Raw genomic sequence first — 17653 nt, 5'->3', positions numbered from 1 at the left:
CGCGACCATGAGCACCGCAACCCGCTCGCTGCCCCGCACCATCGGCGCGCATGCGATCCTTCTGACCTACACCGCAATCGCGCTTTTTCCGGTCATCCTCGTGATCATGAATTCGTTCAAATCGCGCGCAGGGATTTTCGGCGCGCCGCTGACGCCGCCGACGCCAGGGACCTTCGACCTGATCGGCTACACCACGGTGATCGGCCAGGGCGACTTCATCCACTATTTCCAGAACAGCCTTGTCGTCACCGTCGCCTCGCTGTTCTTCGTGCTTTTGTTCGGCGCCATGGCTGCCTTCGCGCTGTCGGAATACCGCTTCCGCGGCAATTCGCTGATGGGGCTCTATCTGGCGCTCGGCATCATGATCCCGATCCGCCTCGGCACCGTCGCCATCCTGCAGCTGATGGTGGCGAGCGGGCTGGTCAACACGCTGACGGCGCTGATCCTGGTCTACACGGCGCAGGGCCTGCCGCTTGCCGTCTTCATCCTGTCGGAATTCATGAAGCAGGTCTCCGACGACCTGAAGAACGCCGGCCGCATCGACGGGCTATCGGAATACACCATCTTCTTCCGCCTGGTGTTGCCGCTGGTCAGGCCATCTATGGCAACGGTCGCCGTCTTCACCATGATCCCGATCTGGAACGATCTGTGGTTCCCGCTGATCCTGGCGCCGTCGGAGGAAACCAAGACGGTGACGCTCGGCGCGCAACTGTTCCTCGGCCAGTTCGTCACCAACTGGAATGCCATCCTGGCGGCACTGTCGCTGGCGATCATGCCGGTGCTGATCCTCTACGTCATCTTCTCGCGGCAGCTGATCCGCGGCATCACTTCGGGAGCGGTCAAGTGAGTGAGGGTCGGGACGCGATCAGTCGAGGCCTCACCGAGTCGGCAATCCGCCACAGATTCCGCGGCGTTCGCAAAACAAACTATTATCGCGAATGGCCGGAAACGGTCTGTCTGCTTAACCTTCAGAAGTCTGCCTGGGGACCGCAGTTCTATCTCAATGCAGCTGTCTGGCTGACTCGGTTCGGGATCGAGCGTCGACCGAAGGAATACAACTGTCATATCGTCTGGCGTGTCAACTCCCTGATGGTTAGCGAGCAATCCAAGGCATTCACCGAGGCGCTGGATCTGGATCGTCCGTTGCCGGACGACCGGAGGTCTTCTCTGATCAAAGAGGGAGTCGATACATACGGGTTCGGACTTCTGGCACGTTGTGAAAGCGAAAAGGCTGCTCTGCAGATCGCCAGTGAGTATGGATCGAGTATTAGGATGGACCTGAAAGCCCGCGCTCTACTAAAGGCAAACTGAAATGGACCAACCCCTTCGCGTTGTCATCGCCGGCCTCGGCAATATGGGGCGCAGCCATGCGTTGGCGTATCACACCAATCCGGGATTCCAGATCGCCGCGCTGGTCAACCGCTCCGATGTGCCGCTGCCGGAAGGGCTTTCGACCTACGCCATCCGGCGTTCCTTCGACGAGGCGCTACGCGACGAAAAGCCCGATGTCGCCTGCATCGCTACCTATTCCGACAGCCATGCCGACTATGCGGTCAGTGCATTCGAGGCCGGCTGCCATGTCTTCGTCGAAAAGCCGCTGGCAACGACGGTCGCCGATGCAAAGCGCGTGGTCGCGGCAGCCAAGGCCAACGGCAAAAAACTGGTGATCGGCTACATCCTGCGCCATCACCCGTCCTGGATCCGGCTGATCGCCGAGGCGCGCAAGCTCGGCGGCCCTTACGTGTTCCGCATGAACCTCAACCAGCAATCCTCCGGCCATAGCTGGGAGACGCACAAGCAGTTGATGCAGACGACATCGCCGATCGTCGATTGCGGCGTGCATTATCTCGACGTGATGCTGCAGATCACCGACGCCAGGCCAGTCGAGGTGCGCGGCATGGGGCTGAGGCTGAGCGACGAGATCGCGCCGTCAATGTACAATTACGGTCATCTGCAGGTGCTATTCGACGACGGTTCGGTCGGCTGGTACGAGGCCGGCTGGGGGCCGATGATTTCGGAGACGGCTTTCTTCGTCAAGGACGTGATCTCGCCCAATGGCTGCGTGTCGATCGTCATGAAGGAGGGTGTCAGGTCCGACGACATCGACACCCACACCAAGACCTCGACCATCCGCCTGCACAGCGCGGCGACCGGCGCCGACGGCAAGTTCGCGAAACCGGACGAAATGCTGTCGATGCAAGGCGAGCCCGGCCATCAGGACCTCTGCGACCTGGAACAGGCGTTTGTGCTGAAGGCGATCCGCGAGGATCTGGACTTGACCCGCCACATGGACGACGCGGTGAAGTCGCTCGCCGTCTGCCTTGCCGCAGACGAGAGCGTGCGCAGCGGCCTCGCCGTGAAACTCTAGAACAGGGACGAAGCCGTGGGCTCGCTGAACATCGAGAACGTGAAAAAAGCCTTTGGGCCGGTCGAGGTGCTGAAGGGCATCAACCTCGAGGTGACGGATGGCGAGTTCGTCGTCTTCGTCGGTCCATCCGGTTGCGGGAAGTCGACGCTGCTCAGGGTCATTGCCGGGCTGGAGGACTCGACCTCGGGCCGCGTGGTGATCGACGGGGCGGACGTCTCCGCCACGCCGCCGGCCAAGCGCGGTATCGCCATGGTGTTCCAGACCTATGCGCTCTATCCGCATCTGACTGTGAAGAACAATATGGGCCTCGGCCTCAAGCAGGCGGGCACGCCGGCGGCCGAGATCGACCGCCGCATCGGCATCGCTTCCTCGATGCTGTCGCTGGAGCCCTACCTCTCGAGGCGGCCGGCCGAGTTGTCCGGCGGCCAGCGCCAGCGCGTCGCCATCGGCCGCGCCGTGGTGCGTGAGCCCAAGCTTTTTCTGTTCGACGAGCCGCTGTCGAACCTCGACGCCGCACTGCGCGTCAACACCAGGCTGGAGATCGCGCAATTGCATCGCCGGCTGAAGGCCACGATGATCTATGTCACCCACGACCAGGTCGAGGCGATGACACTGGCCGACAAGATCGTCGTGCTGAACGCGGGAAAGATCGAGCAGATCGGCGGACCGATGGAGCTTTACAATTCGCCGGCAAATGAATTCGTCGCCGGCTTCATCGGCTCACCGAAGATGAACTTCGTCGACGGGGCCAGGCTTGGCGAGACGGCCAAGACCATTGGTGTCCGCCCCGAGCACCTGACCGTCGATCCGAAATCCGGTGCCTGGAAAGGCACGGTTGTCCATGCCGAGCACCTTGGCGCCGACACCAATCTCTATCTCGACTGCGAGAAGGCCGGCTTGATCACAGTGCGCATTTTTGGCGTCTATAACGCCGAACCGGGTGCCACGCTCTACGCGACGCCGGATCCGGCAAAGACATACCGGTTTGGGGCCGATGGGAAGGTGCTGAAATAGCGCAGGTGCCGACTCCCCTTCTCCCCTTGTGGGCTAGCGTGCGCACACCTCTCCGAAGCAGATGTGTGCGCACGCTAGCCCCCAGGGGAGAAGGCAAAGCGCCGCCTACAAATCCGCCTTGAACGTCTGCTTCTGGATGCCCAGCCCTTCGATACCGAGCTCGACCACGTCGCCGGGCTTCAGGAAGACCGGCGGCTTCATGCCGAGGCCGACGCCGGGCGGCGTGCCGGTAGAGATGATGTCGCCCGGGTGCAGCGACATGAACTGGCTGAGATAGGAGACGAGATAAGCGACGCCGAAGACCATGGTCTTGGTCGAGCCGTTCTGCATGGTCTTGCCGTTGACCGTCAGCCACATCGGGATGTTCTGCGGGTCCTTGATCTCGTCCTTGGTCACCAGCCACGGGCCGATCGGCCCGAACGTGTCGCAGGACTTGCCCTTGGTCCACTGGCCCTGGCGCTCGGCCTGGAAGGCGCGCTCGGAGACGTCGTGCGCGACGCAATAGCCGGCGACATAATCAAGCGCCTCGGCCTCGGTGACATACTTTGCAGTCTTGCCGATCACCACGCCGAGCTCGACCTCCCAGTCGGTCTTCACCGAGCCGCGCGGGATCAGCACGTCGTCGTTCGGCCCGACAATAGCCGAGCTTGCCTTCATGAAGATGATCGGCTCCGGCGGCACGGTGGCGCCGGTTTCGGCAGCATGGTCGGAATAGTTGAGACCGATGCAGATGAATTTGCCGGTGCCGGCGACGCAGGCGCCGATGCGTGGCTTGCCGGAAACCGCCGGTAGCGTCTTCGGGTCGAGCTTCGACAATGTCTCGAGCGATGCCGGGTCAAGCGCCTTGCCGGCAATGTCGGTGACATGGGCGGAGAGGTCGCGGATCGTTCCATCGGCATCGAGCAGGCCGGGGCGTTCGCTCCCCGCCTCGCCATAGCGCAGCAGTTTCATGCAGTTTTCTCCCAGTTGCGACCAGAGGCCGTTTGCAAACTCGCTCCGCTGCGGCGAATGGCGTGGGTTTCGAGAACCGGAGCGGAGCGTACTTAAAGTACGTGAGCACCGGAAGCGCAGAAAGCCGCGTCAGGCGCCCGGCGGAGTAGGGTTTTTAAATGGCCTCTTAGATCGACCAGCCACCGTCGATATTATAAGCCTGCCCCGACGTATAGGTGGCGCCGGCCAGATAGACGGCGAGATCGGCGATTTCCTCGGGCGTGCCGAGGCGGCCCATCGGCTGGCGGGCGATGAAGGCGGCGCGAGCTGCTTCGTAGTCGCCCTGCGCATGCATGCGGTCCTGCAGCGACGGGCTTTCGACCGTGCCCGGACAGATCGCATTGCAGCGTATGCCTTTGCCGACATAGTCGGCGGCGACCGACTTGGTCAGGCCGATGACGGCTGCCTTGGTTAGGCCATAGACGAAGCGGTTCGGCACGCCCTTGGTCGAACTGGCCAGCGACGCCATGTTGATGATCGAGCCGTCCCCGCGCTCCAGCATGCCGGGCAGCACGGCGCGGATGGCGCGGATCATCGAGCGGACATTGAGATCATAGGCAAAGTCGAGATCGCCGTCCTTCATCTCGAGGATCGAGCCGGAATGGACGAAGCCGGCGCAGTTGAACAGCACGTCGACGGCGCCGATCTCGGCAAAAGCGGCGTTCACCGCCTCGTCGTTCAGCACGTCGAGCTTGCGGGTCTTGATACCGGGCGTCTTGCCGAGGTCGGCGAGCACCACCTCGTTAATGTCGGTGGCATGGACGACGGCGCCGGCCTTGGCGAACGCCAGCGCGCTCGCCCGGCCGATGCCTTGCGCCGCCGCCGTGACGACAACGATTTTGCCTGTCAGATCCGCCATGCTTTTCTCCTCGCCCGTCTGTGATCGTTCGGCTTTTTACCGGCATTAGGCCGGGGCGCAATGTGCCAGCCGGGCACTACCATCCCGCCTGTTTCGATATTCGCCTGCCGGCCAAATGTTTTTTCTCGGTAAAGAACATTTGTTGGCCCGTCAAGCCCGGACGTCCCTCCGGGACACTCAGTCGCCGTATGGCACCCAGACGTTCTTGACCTCAATCGCACGGCGCAGCAAGGCATCGCCGGCTGCTTCGTTCGAGGGCCAGTCGAGGCTGTGGCCGTTGCCGGTCCAGACGCGTTTGAGATTGCCGATGGACTCGGCCTCGGCCTTGGCGCAAGTCTCGGCATCGGCGAACACCCAGAGCCCGTCGACATCGTCATGCTTGGCCAATACGCCGGCAAGCTCGGCGCTACGGCCGGTGACGATATTGATGGCCCCTGCCGGAACGTCGGAATATTCGATGACCTGGTAGAGGTCGGTGGCAAGCAGCGGGTATTTTTCGGATGGCACTGCGACTACGGTGTTGCCCATGGCAAGCGCCGGCGCCACCAGCGAGATCAGGCCAAGCAGAGGCGCATTGTCCGGCGCGATGATGCCGACGACGCCGACTGGCTCGTGCAGCGCCAATGTGACGGCGCGGGCCGGCGGCTGGTGGACGCGGGCCTCGAATTTGTCGGCCAAGCCGGCATAGAGGAAAAGGCGCTCGATCGACAGCTCGACCTCGTCACGCGCCGCCTTGGCGGTCGCGCCGGTGAGCTGGGTCAAACGGGCGGCAAACTCGTCTGCGCGGCCGGAAAGGTTTTCGGCCAGGTAATAGAGCACCTGGCTGCGGTTGTAGGCGGTCGCCTCCGGCCAGGCCTTGCAGGCGCGCGCGGTCGCGACGGCGTCACGGATATCCTTGCGGTTGCCGAGACCGATCTCGCCGGCAAGCTTGCCCTTGGCGCTGGCGATGGCGAAGGAATAATTGCCGTCCGGCCGGACCTGCTTGCCGCCGATGAACAGCTTTGCCGTGCGGTCGATGGCGCCACCTTCCGCCTGCTCGACAGGTCGGGCCGACGACGTTGCCGGTTTGATGATCGGGCCGAGCGGCAGTTTTGCCGAGAGATATTCGAACATGCCTTCGCGCCCGCCTTCGCGGCCAAAGCCGCTCTCGCGGTAGCCGCCGAAGCCGCAGGAGGCGTCGAACATATTGGTGCCGTTGACCCAGACGACGCCGGCCTTCAATTGCGGCGCGACGTGCAGGGCAAGATTGATGTTCTCGCTCCACACCGAAGCGGCCAGGCCATAGCGTGTGTTGTTGGCGAGCTCGATCGCTTCCTCGGTGTTGCGGAAGGTCATAGTGGCGAGCACCGGCCCGAACACCTCTTCCTGTGCCAGGATGTTAGCCGGCGAAACACCTGTCGCCAGCGTTGGCAGATGGTAATAGCCCGCGGCGGGCAGTGCCGAGTCCGGCTGCCAGCAGATCGCGCCCTGCTTGGCGCCTTCGGCGATCAGGCCCTTGACGCGATCGAGCTGAGTCAAGTCGACCAGCGGGCCGATATCGGTGTTCTTGTCGAGCGGGCTGCCGACGCGCAGCCGGCTCATCCGCGTCTTGACCTTGGCGATGAAGGCATCGGCGATGCCTTCCTGCACCAGAAGGCGCGAGCCGGCACAGCACACCTGACCTTGGTTGAACCAGATACCGTCGACCAGACCCTCGACGGCGCTGTCGAGGTCGGCATCCTCGAAAACGACGAATGCCGACTTGCCGCCAAGCTCCAGCGACAGTTTCTTGCCCGAACCGGCGGTGGCTTTGCGGATGATCTTGCCGACCTCGGACGAACCGGTGAAGGCAATCTTCTGGATGCCGGGATGATTGACGATTGCCCCACCCGCTTCCGGCCCGCCCTGGACGATGTTGACGACGCCCTTCGGCACGCCTGATCGTTCACAGATCTCGGCGAACAGGATGGCGGTGAGCGGCGTGAATTCCGCGGGTTTGAGCACCACGGTGCAGCCGGCGGCGAGCGCCGGCGCGATCTTCCAGGCCAGCATCAAGAGCGGGAAGTTCCACGGGATGATCTGGCCGACGACGCCGACCCCCTTATGGCCTGGAAAATCCCTGTCCAGCGCCTGCGCCCAGCCGGCATGATGGATGAAATGGCGGATGGCCAGCGGCACGTCGATGTCGCGGCTTTCGCGGATCGGCTTGCCGTTGTCGATCGATTCCAACACCGCGAACAGCCGTTGGTGGCGCTGCATGGCGCGGCCGATCGCGTAGAGCACTTTGGCGCGTTGATAACCGGTGCTGGCGCTCCATTTCGGCAGCGCTTTTGTGGCGGCCGAAACCGCCGCGTCGATATCGGCGGCACCGGCATCCGACACCTTGGCCAGCAGCTTTCTCGAGGACGGATCGCTGGTGTCGAAGGTTTTGCCTCCGCTGGCTGCCTTCCAGTCGCCGCCGATAAACAGCGCTTTGCCGAAATCCCGCGCGGCAAGCCACGCATCCGCCTCGTTGCGCGCCTCCGGCGCCGGGCCGTATTCCATGGCGTGATAGCGTTCGAGAATGTTCATGGCGCGCTCCGAATCACGCCATCGCGTGGCGATGATTGGCCGAGTAGTGGCCGGTCAGATGATGCTCGAGCTGGCGCTCGATGTCGGTCAAAAGGCTCGATGCTCCGAAGCGGAACAGCTCCGGCTCCAGCCACGGCCGGCCCAGTTCTTCTTTCATCAGCACCAGCCAGTCGAGCGAGGCTTTTGCCGTGGAAATGCCACCGGCCGGCTTGAAGCCGATGAGATAGCCGGTTTCCTCGAAATAGGCGCGGATGGCGCGTACCATGGCAAGGCCGACCGGCAGCGTCGCGTTGACGCTTTCCTTGCCGGTCGAGGTCTTGATGAAATCTGCACCCGCCATCATCGCCACCATCGAGGCGAGCATGACGTTGCGCAGCGTCGCGAGGTCGCCGGTGCCGAGGATCACCTTCAGATGGGCCTCGCCGCAAGCGGCGCGCATCGAGACAATCTCGTTATAGAGCTCCTGCCATTTCGCCCCGAATACCAGGCCGCGCGGGATGACGACGTCGATCTCGTCGGCACCGTCGCGGACCGATGCTTCGATCTCTTGCAGGCGCGTCGAAAGCGGTGCAAGGCCATGCGGGAAGGCGGTCGAAACGGCGGCGACATGGACGCCGCTGCCGCGCAGCGCTTCTACGGCGGTGGCGACGAAGGGATGATAGACGCAGACCGCCGCCGGGCGGATCTTTTCACCAGTAATGCCCAGCCCCTCGACGATGTCGCGACGGAACGGGTTGACCGCCTTGGCACAGAGCCTGCGCACACGCTCTTCCGTGTCGTTCGAGTTCAGCGTCGTCAGGTCCATGCAGGCGACGGCGCGCAGCAGCCAGGCCGCCTGGTTATCGGCCTTGATCGAGCGTCTTTTGGTCAGGCTGGCGACGCGGCGTTCCAGCGCCGAGCGGTTGACGCCGCGCATCGATTCCATGAAGCCGAGATCGAGCCTCATGCCGGGATTGCGAGCAATGCCATGGGCTTGCGGCATCGGCGCATTGGCGGCGGCGCGCGCCGGCAGCGGCGTGATCTTGGACGTGCCGAGATCGGTTTCGCGGATTGTGCTGCTCATCTCCTGCCCCTTGTTCAGCGACTTATGCCGAAGATAGACCGTGAAGCAGCGCTTCACGAGTCCTTCAAGCAGTCATAGCGGAAAAAGGCGGTCAAGGCAGCCAGATTTTTGACCGCATGATCAAAATCAGGGTCTCGAACCAGTGGACGCTGAGCTGCGCGTCTCAGCCGACGAAGGCGCGCTCGACGACGAAGCTTGCCGGATGGTGCAGCGAGCCTTCCTGGAAGCCGAGGCTTTCGGCCAGTTCCTTGACGTCCTTGAGCATATGCATCGAGCCGCAGATCATGATGCGGTCGGTCTCGGGATTGAGCCTGTCGATGCCGAGATCGGTGTAGAATTTGCCCGAGCCGATCAGCGCGGTGATGCGGCCCATGCGCACGGAGGTCTCGCGCGTCGTCGAATTATACAGCGTGACGCGGCCGCCGGTCAGTTCGCCGATCAGCGGGTCCTTCTCAAGCGCTGTCACCAGCTCCTGGCCGTAGGTGAGCTCGGCATTGTCGCGGCAGGTATGGGTCAGGACCACCTGCTCGAACTTCTCATAGGTGTCGGGATCGCGCAGCAGGCTGGCGAAGGGTGCGATGCCGGTACCTGTCGAGATCATGAACAGGCGCTTGGCCGGCGTCAGCGCGTCGACCACCAGCGTGCCGGTCGACTTCTGCCGCATGATGACTGTATCGCCGATCCCGATTTTCTGCAGCTCCGAGGTAAGCGGGCCGTCCGGCACCTTGATCGAGAAGAATTCGAGTTCGTCGTCCCAGGACGGGCTGGCGATCGAATAGGCGCGGAATACTGGCTTCTCGGCATTGGGCAGGCCGATCATGACGAATTCGCCGGAGCGGAAGCGCAGCGACTGCGGCCGGGTGATGCGGAACGAAAACAGCCGGTCGGTATAATGCTTCACCGAGACGACGGTTTCGGCATAGACATTGGCCGGTATCGGGAACTGCAGCGGCCGGGCGCCGGCTGTGTTGAACGCGGATGTGGTGTTCATCAAACCTAACCTTCTGGGCCGGCTCAGCGCCGGCGCCAAATCTCCACCTGCGCGCCCGAACCGGTCAGGTTCCAGCGTGCCGTTTGCACACTCCGAAGCGGTAAGCTCTTGTGTCCGGAATTTATTAGTATACAAACGATATTTGCGTCAAGACGCCACCGTAAAACAGCTTTCCAAACTAAGGCATCTAGGCAGTTCGGGCATTTCGGGTTTCGACAATGGGACAGAATTTTTCGGCGCAAGCGCTGGATTCGACTGGCGGCGTCGTCGCCGGCATCGATGTCGGCGGAACTTTTACCGACCTCCTTCTGATCGACGGCCGTGACGGTGGCCGGGTGCATATCGCCAAGACCCCGACCACGGTCGACAACCAGGCGTTCGGCGTCGTTGCAGCACTTGGCGCCACCGGCTTTCCGGTCGACGGCATCGACCTCATCGTGCACGGCACGACGACCACCACCAACGCGGTCCTGGAGCGCCGGCTGGCCAAGACCGGCATGATCACCACGCGCGGCTTTCGCGACGTCATCGAGCTTGGCCGGCGGACACGGCCGCAGGCCTATGGCATGACGGGCACGTTCGTCCCGATCATTCCGCGCAATCTGCGGTTCGAAGTGTCGGAGCGGGTCGAGGCCTCGGGCGCGGCGCGCATCCCGCTCGACGAGGCCGAGATGCGGACAGCGATTTCACAACTGATCGCAGCCGGCTGCGAATCCCTGGTCATCCATTTCCTGCATTCCTACGCCAACCCGGCGCATGAGCGGCGCGCCGCCGAGATCGCGGCCGAGCTTTGGCCGAACGGCTACATCACGACAGGCCACGCCCTGCTTTCGGAAGCGCGCGAATTCGAGCGCGGGGTGACCGCTTCGGTCAACGCTTCGGTGCAACCGATCCTCGAACGCTATGTCGAGCGGCTGCGCAAGGAGCTGGCGTCAAAAGGCTACGCCCGCGACTTCCTGATCATGAACGGCAATGGCGGCATGATCTCGGCCCGCTTTGTCACACGTGAGTCGGCCAAGACCGTCATGTCCGGCCCCGCTTCCGGCGTCATCGCTGCCGCCTATACCGGAAAACGCGCCGGCTTCGAAAACCTGGTCACCTATGACATGGGCGGCACCTCGACCGACGTGGCGCTGATCCGCAACGCCGAGCCGGCGGTGTCGAACGAGATCGAGATCGAATATGCGATGCCGATCCACGTGCCAATGGTGGCGGTGCATACGGTCGGCGCCGGCGGCGGCTCGATCGCCCGCGTCGATGCGGCCGGCCTGATCCAGATCGGCCCGGAAAGCGCCGGCGCCAATCCCGGGCCAATCTGCTACGGACGCGGCGGCTTGGAGCCGACCATCACCGACGCCAATCTGGTGCTCGGCAGGCTGGCGCCGAAGAAGCTGCTCGCGGTGGAAAACCCGGTCACCGTCGAGCGGGTCACCGGTATATTCGAGGACAGGATCGGCCGCGCCACAGGCTTGTCCGGCGTCGAGGCGGCGGGTGCGGTGCTGCGGCTCGGCAACGTGAAAATGGCTGGCGCCATCCGCATGGTCTCGGTGTCGCGCGGCCACGACCCGCGCGATTTCGCGCTGTTCGCCTTCGGCGGCGCCGGGCCGCTGCATGCGACGGCATTGGCGCGCGAACTAGGCCTGCCGAAAGTGCTGGTGCCGGCGCGGCCGGGCATCACCAATGCTCTCGGCTGCGTCGTCGCCGATCTGCGCCATGATTTCGTCAACACGGTCAACCAGCCGGTGGCCAGTCTCGATGAAACCCAACTCCACGAGACATTGGAACGGCACCGAAACGAAGGCGAGGAGCTGATCGGCAAGGAAGCGGTGAAGCCGGAAGCAATCCGTATCACGCATTCCGCCGACATGCAGTTCGTCGGCCAGACGCATATCATCAACGTGCCGCTGCCGTCGTCTGCGGTGACACGCGAGGTACTGCAACAACTGTTCGAGAGTGCCTATTTCGCCCGCTTCAAGGTCGAGCTACCCGAGATCCGCGCCAATCTGGTCAACCTCAACACGTCGGTCACTGGCGTGCGGCCGACCATCGATCTGTCCCGGCTGATCGATCCGGCTGGGCGCGCCAAAACGCTCGAAGAGGCGCGGCGCGAAATCCGGCCGGTCTGGTATGGCGGGCGCTGGTACGATACGCCGGTCTACAGCAGGGAAAAGCTGCCGCTCGGCGCAGTCATCATGGGGCCGGCGATCCTCGAACAGATGGACGCGACGACTGTGCTGGAGCCCGGCGACCGGGCGCGATCGGATGCCGACGGCAACATCATCATCGATATCGGCGAGGCCTGAGATGGAAAAACTCGACGCCATCACCCTTTCGGTCATCCAGGCGGCGCTACAGCAAGTCTGCGACGAAATGGACCTGACATTTTCGCGCGCCGCGTTCTCGCCTGTCATCGCCGAGGCCAATGACCGTTCGGATGGCATCTATTCGGCGCTCGATGGTTCGCTGATCGCGCAAGGCAGCCAGGGCCTGCCGGTGTTCGTTGGCGTCATGCAGTATTCGACCAAAACCGTGATCGAGATGATCGCCGACGGACGCTGCCTGCCGCCCGAGCCGGGCGATATCTACATCGTCAATGATCCCTATCTCGGCGGCACCCATCTCATGGATGTGCGCTTCGCCATGCCGGTCTACCGCGACGGCAGGATATTCTGCTGGCTTTCGAACACCGGCCATTGGCCCGACATTGGCGGTTCGGTGCCGGGCGGATTCTCCGCCTCGGCAACGGCGGTCGAGCAGGAAGGCTTGCGGTTGCCGCCGGTGAAACTGTTCAAGAAGGGCGTGCTCGACCCGGAGATCTACGCCATCATCTGCTCCAACATCCGTGTCGCCGACCAGCGCATTGGCGATATCCGCGCGCAGGCGGCGGCACTGCTGATCGGCCAGGACAGGCTTAACGGAATCCTGGATCGTTACGGAGATGAAACGGTTGTCGAAGCGATCGCCGAATTGCGGCGCCGCGCCGCTGAACAGATGCGCGTCAACATATCGGCCATTCCCGACGGAATCTATCGCTCGCAGGCCTTCGTCGATTCAGACGGCGTGGTAAACGAGCCGCTGACTATCGCGCTGGCGGCCGAAAAACAGGGCGACACGCTCAGCTTCGACTTCTCCGGTTCGTCAAAGCCCTGCGCTGGGCCGATGAACAGCGTGCTGGCGACGACCTTGTCCTCGGTCTATCTCGCCATGCGGCACATTTTCCCCGATGTGCCGATCAGCGCCGGCGCCTTCGAGCCGCTGATCGTCAAGCGGCCGGAAGGCACCTTCCTCGACGCCAAATATCCGCGGCCGGTATCGGGCTGCGCGGCTGAGGTTTCGCAGCGCATCGCCGAGGCGGTGTTCGCGGCGATGGTGCAGGCCCTGCCGGACAGGGTGACGGCGGCTCCGGCTGGCTCCAGCGGCAATTTCGCGCTCGGCGGCAACGATCCGGTCCGTGGCCGCGATTATGTCATGTACCAGATCTCCGGCGGCGGCTATGGCGGCAATGCCGGTCACGACGGCCTGACCAATGGCTGCTCTACCATCGGCATCTCCAAGTCGCCGCCGGTCGAGATCATGGAGCAGGCCTTCCCGGTGCTCTACCGGCATTATGCGCTGCGCGAAGGCTCGGGCGGCGCCGGCAAGCACCGCGGCGGGTTTGGGCTCGCCTATGAGGTAGAGATCCTGCGCGGCGACGCCCGCGCCTCTTTCGTCATGGATCACGGCCGCTTCGGCCCGCAAGGCGCGCTCGGCGGCAAGGACGGCGCGGTCAACACGGTCACCGTGTTCCGCAACGGCGAGGAACATGTGCCGCAGCACCTCTCCAAGGAACAGGACATCGCGCTGAAGACAGGCGACCGCGTGCGCGTCGGCACGCCGGGCGGCGGCGGCTACGGCGATCCGTTGCAGCGCGATCCGCAATTGGTCGCTCGGGATGTCAAGCTTGGCTACTATACCGCAGAGCAAGCCAGAGACCTGTTCGGAGTCGTAGCGGATGAGCAACCCAAATCCCCTGGAGGCTGATCTCTCGTCTGAACTGGCCCACGCAGTCGAACGCGTCTATGCCGCTTTCGCGTCTTATCCATCGCCCCGCCACCTGCATGGCTCGCCGTACAAGGATTTGGAATCGATCTTTCGGGGAGTATCCAGTGGTCCGCTTCGGGAGCTCAGTGGTGAAAACCTCGGCGCCTATGCCGGATCGGCCATATGGACGGTCGGCGACGTCGATGACTACCGGCACTTTCTGCCGAGAGTGCTTGAACTTGCCATCCAAGGCGAACCTTCGATGGGGTTCGACGCCAACGTGATTGCCGCAAAGCTCGAAAGGACCTCCTGGCGCGATTGGCCGTTGGAAGAACAGCAGGCTGTCGAGGAGCTGTTTCAGGCTGCCTGGCGAAAAGCGATGACCATGCATCCCGATGAAGGGAACGCGGTTCCCTGGCTGGAGGGCATAGTGCTTGCCGGAATGGATGTAGCAGCTGCATTAGCGGCATGGCGTGATAGCCCTTACCCCGAGGCCATGTTGCACTGTGCGGACTTGATTACCGGCAACATCAAGACACTCGATAAGGGGCACGTGATCTTCAGCGAACAGGTCACCACATGGCTTCTATCCGACAGTCTCGCCTGGCACTTGTTCACCGTCGCGGTCGAGGCTCCCTTGCGCCCCGACGATCGCGAAAAGCTCGCTTGGGCCAGCGAGACCATCGAGAACAATCTGAACTTTCTCAGAAATTAAAGGCGTTGATTGGCCGCGGTTCGCCGGTCACGCTCTGTGGTCCAGCCTCGCGACCAGCCGGTCGCCGGCCCACTGGATGCCGCAGACCAGGATGATCAGGACGATGACAACGGCGATCATGACGGACGTCTCGAAGCGCTGGTAGCCGTAGCGGATGGCGAGGTCGCCGAGGCCGCCGGCGCCGATGGCGCCGGCCATGGCCGAGGCGCCGATCAGCGTCACCAGCGTCACCGTGAAGCCGGCGACGATGCCCGGCAACGCTTCCGGCACCAGCACCTCTCGAATAATCGTCCAGCGGTTGCCGCCCATGGCGCGTGCTGCCTCGATCAGCCCGTGGTCGACCTCGCGCAGCGACACTTCGGCGATCCGGGCGTAGTAGGGCGTCGCCGCGATCGACAGCGGCACGATCGCTGCCCAGGTGCCGATCGAGGTGCCGACGATCAGCCGCGTCACCGGGATCAGCGCGACCAGCAGGATGATGAAAGGCACCGAGCGGAAGCCGTTGATGACAGCGCCAAGCGCGCGGTTCACCCACAGGTTTTCGGCGATGCCGCCGCGGTCGGTGGCGACCAGCGCCAGGCCGAGCGGCAGCCCGAAAATCAGCGAGACGAGGCCGGAGGCGGCCGTCATCAGGATCGTTTCCCAGATTGAACGGACGAGAAGCTCAAACAGAACCGGCGACATGGCCAAGCACCTCCACCCGCGCTTGGCGGGCTTTCAAGAACGCGATCACCTCTGCCAGGTGAGCTTCATTGCTGCCGGCGACCGCCACGAACAGTGTCCCGACAGGCTGCTGCTGGACGTGATCGATGCCGCCATGCACGAGGCGGAACGAGCCGGGAACTGCCGAGGCAAGATCGGACAAAAGCGGGCTTCGCGCGGCCTCACCGGCCACGTCGATCCTGAGGATCGCCTCCACGCCGGCGTTCTGCGTTAGCTGGCTTGCGATCTCCGCCGGCAATTGCCGCCGGATGCCGCCGAGCAGGCTTTGTGTGATCGCCGATTTCGGGTCGGCAAAGACCGACCACACCGGCCCTTGCTCGACGATCCGCCCAGCGTCGATCACCGCGACCCGGTCGGCGATCGAGCGGATCACCTCCATCTCATGCGTGATCAGCAGGATGGTCAGGCCAAGCTGCCGGTTGATGTCCCTCAGCAAGGCAAGGATGGAGCGCGTCGTCTCCGGGTCGAGCGCCGAGGTCGCTTCGTCGGACAAAAGTAGCGCCGGGCGCGCCGCAAGCGCCCGGGCAATGCCGACACGCTGCTTCTGCCCGCCCGACAGCGACGCCGGATAGGCTTTCGCCTTCTCCGACAGCCCGACGAGCTCGAGCAGCTCGGCGGCGCGCGCCAGGCGTTCGGCCCTGGGCCGGCCTTCGATCTTGAGCGGCAGCGCTACATTGTCTTCGACGGTCTTGGCGGACAGCAGGTTGAAATGCTGGAAGATCATGCCGATGCGCCGGCGCAGCGGCTGCAATTCGCGCTCGCCGAGCCGGCTGATGTCGCGGCCTTCGATGTAGACCTGTCCTGAATCCGGCCGCTCCAGGCCGTTCAGGCAGCGTATCAGCGTCGACTTGCCGGCGCCGCTGCGGCCGATGATGCCGAGGATCTCGCCCTGGCGCACGCTGAGCGACACGCCGTCCAGCGCCGCTGTCGCGCCGAAGCGGCGTTTCAGCTCGATGAGGCGCACGACATCGTTCGGTCCGGCGGAGCGGCCGCCGACGGGACGCATGACTTCGGTGACCGAGGCGAAATGCTGGTTCATGAAAGTTCCTGTATTGGTGTCCCGCAAACGCGATCGCGGTCCGCGTTGAAGCGCGGACCGCTTTACCATGCCGGGCTTCGGCGCCCAGTCGAGCTCGGCATCAATAGGCGCTGATGCCGGTTCCCTTGTAGACCCGATCGAATTCGGCCTTCACCTTTTCGTTCTGATAGGAGGCGACCAATGTCTTTACCCAGGGCTGGTTTTCATTGCCGGCCTTGACCGCGATGAAATTGCGGTAGGGATTGTCGGCCACCGCCTCCTGGGCGATGCGATTCTCCGGTGTGAGGCCGCTTTTAAGCGCCCAATCCGTGTTGACTACGGCCGCGTCGAGGTCTTCCACCGAGCGCCCGACGATGCCTGCGTCCAGCTCCTTGATGACCAAGTGCTTCGGGTTTTCGGCGATGTCGGTGGTCGTCGCCAGAATGCCGGTGCCTTCCCTGAGCTTGATCAGATGTTCGCTCTGCAGGACGCGCAGTGCGCGGCCCTCATTGGACGGGTCGTTCGGCACGCCAATGACCGCGCCTTCTGGCAGGTCGGCAATCTTCGCGTACTTCTTGGAATAAAGGCCGATCGGCCAGACCCCGGTATAGCCGACCGGGACGATGTGATAGCCCTGCGTCTTGATCTGGTTGTCGAGATAGGGCTTGTGCTGGAAGGCGTTGGCGTCGATTTCGCCACGCTCGAGCGCTTCATTCGGCTGGGTATAGTCGTTGAACACCACGGTCTCGATTGTCAGGCCCCTCTCCGCCGCCTGGGCGGTGACGACGCGCCAGACGTCCTCGTCCTCGCCGCTCATGATACCGACCTTGACCGCCGTCTTGTCCTCGGCGAGCGACGGCGCAGCAAGGCCGACAATCGCAACCGCCGACGCGAAAAGTACAGCCAGACCGGCGCGCCAGCTTATACTTGCGGAGAGAAATGAGAGCAAAGTGTTGGTGTTCCCAGACATGATCTATCCCGTCGGTTCTGAAGTCGTTGCGGCCAGGCGGAGTGCCAAGCCTTGTCGGCATCATCGGGAATGCTGACCGTCGGATCAAAGCACCGTATTTCCCGCGAGATGCGAAGCCGGGAATATTCTCTCAAAGTTTCGGGCCTGGCGAGCACAGGGCGTGCTGAGATCATGCGTTCTAGGCCAATGCTGGTTCAGAAATTGTCCGGACCTCGTCTCCGCTATGAGGCCCGCCGTGCTTCGAAACGGCGGGCCTTTCTGCGTCGGGATGTCGACAATGCTGGACGCGCCGCATGTCCCTTCAAAGCGACGCGCTTGCTCACTCGATGACCTTTACAATCCTGCGCGTGCCAGGATCGACCAGGACGGTCC

General features: G+C 63.4%; 15 protein-coding genes. 7 read left to right on the top strand and 8 right to left on the bottom strand.

What is annotated here, in order from left to right:
* Window positions 1–7 precede the first annotated feature (7 nt).
* The 4 genes from NKH33_RS26745 to NKH33_RS26730 are packed head-to-tail and all read left to right on the top strand — an operon-like array spanning window position 8 to window position 3382.
* A complete protein-coding gene (locus tag NKH33_RS26745) occupies window positions 8–847 on the top strand; it encodes a carbohydrate ABC transporter permease (RefSeq protein WP_023718923.1) in 840 nt (279 codons plus the stop codon).
* Window positions 844–1311: a DUF4304 domain-containing protein gene (locus NKH33_RS26740; protein WP_352614241.1), complete on the top strand. Its 468-nt coding sequence runs from the start codon at window positions 844–846 to the stop codon at window positions 1309–1311. Before NKH33_RS26745 ends, NKH33_RS26740 begins: the two co-directional genes overlap by 4 nt.
* Window position 1312: 1 nt before the next feature.
* On the top strand, window positions 1313–2368 hold the full coding sequence (locus NKH33_RS26735; RefSeq protein WP_352819627.1) for a Gfo/Idh/MocA family protein: 1056 nt from the start codon (window positions 1313–1315) through the stop codon (window positions 2366–2368).
* A 15-nt stretch (window positions 2369–2383) separates the two neighbouring features.
* Window positions 2384–3382: an ABC transporter ATP-binding protein gene (locus NKH33_RS26730; RefSeq protein WP_352527632.1), complete on the top strand. Its 999-nt coding sequence runs from the start codon at window positions 2384–2386 to the stop codon at window positions 3380–3382.
* 105 nt (window positions 3383–3487) lie between these two features.
* On the opposite strand, the gene NKH33_RS26725 is transcribed toward NKH33_RS26730, so the two are convergent.
* From NKH33_RS26725 to NKH33_RS26705, 5 genes are all read right to left on the bottom strand, one after another.
* Window positions 3488–4333, bottom strand: coding sequence for a fumarylacetoacetate hydrolase family protein (locus NKH33_RS26725; RefSeq protein WP_352684100.1), 846 nt, complete (start codon window positions 4331–4333; stop codon window positions 3488–3490).
* A gap of 166 nt (window positions 4334–4499) precedes the next feature.
* A complete protein-coding gene (locus tag NKH33_RS26720) occupies window positions 4500–5231 on the bottom strand; it encodes an SDR family oxidoreductase (RefSeq protein ID WP_352922253.1) in 732 nt (243 codons plus the stop codon).
* Window positions 5232–5408: 177 nt separating this feature from the next.
* Window positions 5409–7781, bottom strand: a complete 2373-nt coding sequence (locus tag NKH33_RS26715) for an aldehyde dehydrogenase family protein (protein WP_352922251.1) — start codon at window positions 7779–7781, stop codon at window positions 5409–5411.
* Between the two features lie 13 nt (window positions 7782–7794).
* Window positions 7795–8844, bottom strand: coding sequence for a deoxyribose-phosphate aldolase (deoC, locus tag NKH33_RS26710; protein ID WP_352922248.1), 1050 nt, complete (start codon window positions 8842–8844; stop codon window positions 7795–7797).
* Window positions 8845–9007: 163 nt separating this feature from the next.
* Window positions 9008–9835 carry a ferredoxin--NADP reductase gene (locus tag NKH33_RS26705; RefSeq protein WP_352771472.1) on the bottom strand — a complete coding sequence of 276 codons (828 nt, stop codon included), beginning with the start codon at window positions 9833–9835 and terminating at the stop codon, window positions 9008–9010.
* A 218-nt stretch (window positions 9836–10053) separates the two neighbouring features.
* Between NKH33_RS26705 and NKH33_RS26700 the strand changes: the two genes are divergently transcribed.
* The 3 genes from NKH33_RS26700 to NKH33_RS26690 are packed head-to-tail and all read left to right on the top strand — an operon-like array spanning window position 10054 to window position 14570.
* Complete coding sequence (locus NKH33_RS26700) at window positions 10054–12138, top strand: hydantoinase/oxoprolinase family protein (RefSeq protein ID WP_352922246.1); 2085 nt, start codon at window positions 10054–10056, stop codon at window positions 12136–12138.
* Window position 12139: 1 nt separating this feature from the next.
* Window positions 12140–13855 (top strand): hydantoinase B/oxoprolinase family protein, encoded by a 1716-nt coding sequence (locus tag NKH33_RS26695; protein WP_352922243.1) that lies wholly within the window; start codon window positions 12140–12142, stop codon window positions 13853–13855.
* Window positions 13827–14570, top strand: coding sequence for a hypothetical protein (locus tag NKH33_RS26690; RefSeq protein ID WP_352614251.1), 744 nt, complete (start codon window positions 13827–13829; stop codon window positions 14568–14570). Before NKH33_RS26695 ends, NKH33_RS26690 begins: the two co-directional genes overlap by 29 nt.
* A 27-nt stretch (window positions 14571–14597) precedes the next feature.
* On the opposite strand, the gene NKH33_RS26685 is transcribed toward NKH33_RS26690, so the two are convergent.
* The 3 genes from NKH33_RS26685 to NKH33_RS26675 form a co-directional block, all read right to left on the bottom strand.
* The gene (locus NKH33_RS26685) at window positions 14598–15254 is read right to left on the bottom strand and encodes a methionine ABC transporter permease (RefSeq protein WP_352922242.1); all 657 of its coding nucleotides are present in this window, start codon (window positions 15252–15254) and stop codon (window positions 14598–14600) included.
* On the bottom strand, window positions 15235–16332 hold the full coding sequence (locus tag NKH33_RS26680; RefSeq protein ID WP_502906775.1) for a methionine ABC transporter ATP-binding protein: 1098 nt from the start codon (window positions 16330–16332) through the stop codon (window positions 15235–15237). Before NKH33_RS26680 ends, NKH33_RS26685 begins: the two co-directional genes overlap by 20 nt.
* A 100-nt stretch (window positions 16333–16432) precedes the next feature.
* Window positions 16433–17281, bottom strand: a complete 849-nt coding sequence (locus NKH33_RS26675) for a MetQ/NlpA family lipoprotein (RefSeq protein ID WP_352922239.1) — start codon at window positions 17279–17281, stop codon at window positions 16433–16435.
* Window positions 17282–17653 lie beyond the last annotated feature (372 nt).

Origin of the sequence: Mesorhizobium sp. M1182, from assembly GCF_040318335.1 — a bacterium.
In the GTDB taxonomy this organism is placed as follows: Bacteria; Pseudomonadota; Alphaproteobacteria; order Rhizobiales; family Rhizobiaceae; genus Mesorhizobium.
The sequence above is the reverse complement of the archived record's forward strand: the minus strand, read 5'-3'. Positions and strand labels throughout refer to the sequence as shown.

Bases quoted from the DNA above. Each gene is read 5' to 3' on its own strand.
- NKH33_RS26725 (WP_352684100.1), bottom strand. From the start codon at position 4,333: ATGAAACTGCTGCGCTATGGCGAGGCGGGGAGCGAACGCCCCGGCCTG.
- NKH33_RS26735 (WP_352819627.1), top strand. From the start codon at position 1,313: ATGGACCAACCCCTTCGCGTTGTCATCGCCGGCCTCGGCAATATGGGG.
- NKH33_RS26675 (WP_352922239.1), bottom strand. From the start codon at position 17,281: ATGTCTGGGAACACCAACACTTTGCTCTCATTTCTCTCCGCAAGTATA.
- NKH33_RS26695 (WP_352922243.1), top strand. From the start codon at position 12,140: ATGGAAAAACTCGACGCCATCACCCTTTCGGTCATCCAGGCGGCGCTA.
- NKH33_RS26720 (WP_352922253.1), bottom strand. From the start codon at position 5,231: ATGGCGGATCTGACAGGCAAAATCGTTGTCGTCACGGCGGCGGCGCAA.
- NKH33_RS26715 (WP_352922251.1), bottom strand. From the start codon at position 7,781: ATGAACATTCTCGAACGCTATCACGCCATGGAATACGGCCCGGCGCCG.
- NKH33_RS26685 (WP_352922242.1), bottom strand. From the start codon at position 15,254: ATGTCGCCGGTTCTGTTTGAGCTTCTCGTCCGTTCAATCTGGGAAACG.
- NKH33_RS26745 (WP_023718923.1), top strand. From the start codon at position 8: ATGAGCACCGCAACCCGCTCGCTGCCCCGCACCATCGGCGCGCATGCG.
- NKH33_RS26680 (WP_502906775.1), bottom strand. From the start codon at position 16,332: ATGAACCAGCATTTCGCCTCGGTCACCGAAGTCATGCGTCCCGTCGGC.
- NKH33_RS26690 (WP_352614251.1), top strand. From the start codon at position 13,827: ATGAGCAACCCAAATCCCCTGGAGGCTGATCTCTCGTCTGAACTGGCC.
- NKH33_RS26705 (WP_352771472.1), bottom strand. From the start codon at position 9,835: ATGAACACCACATCCGCGTTCAACACAGCCGGCGCCCGGCCGCTGCAG.
- deoC (WP_352922248.1), bottom strand. From the start codon at position 8,844: ATGAGCAGCACAATCCGCGAAACCGATCTCGGCACGTCCAAGATCACG.
- NKH33_RS26700 (WP_352922246.1), top strand. From the start codon at position 10,054: ATGGGACAGAATTTTTCGGCGCAAGCGCTGGATTCGACTGGCGGCGTC.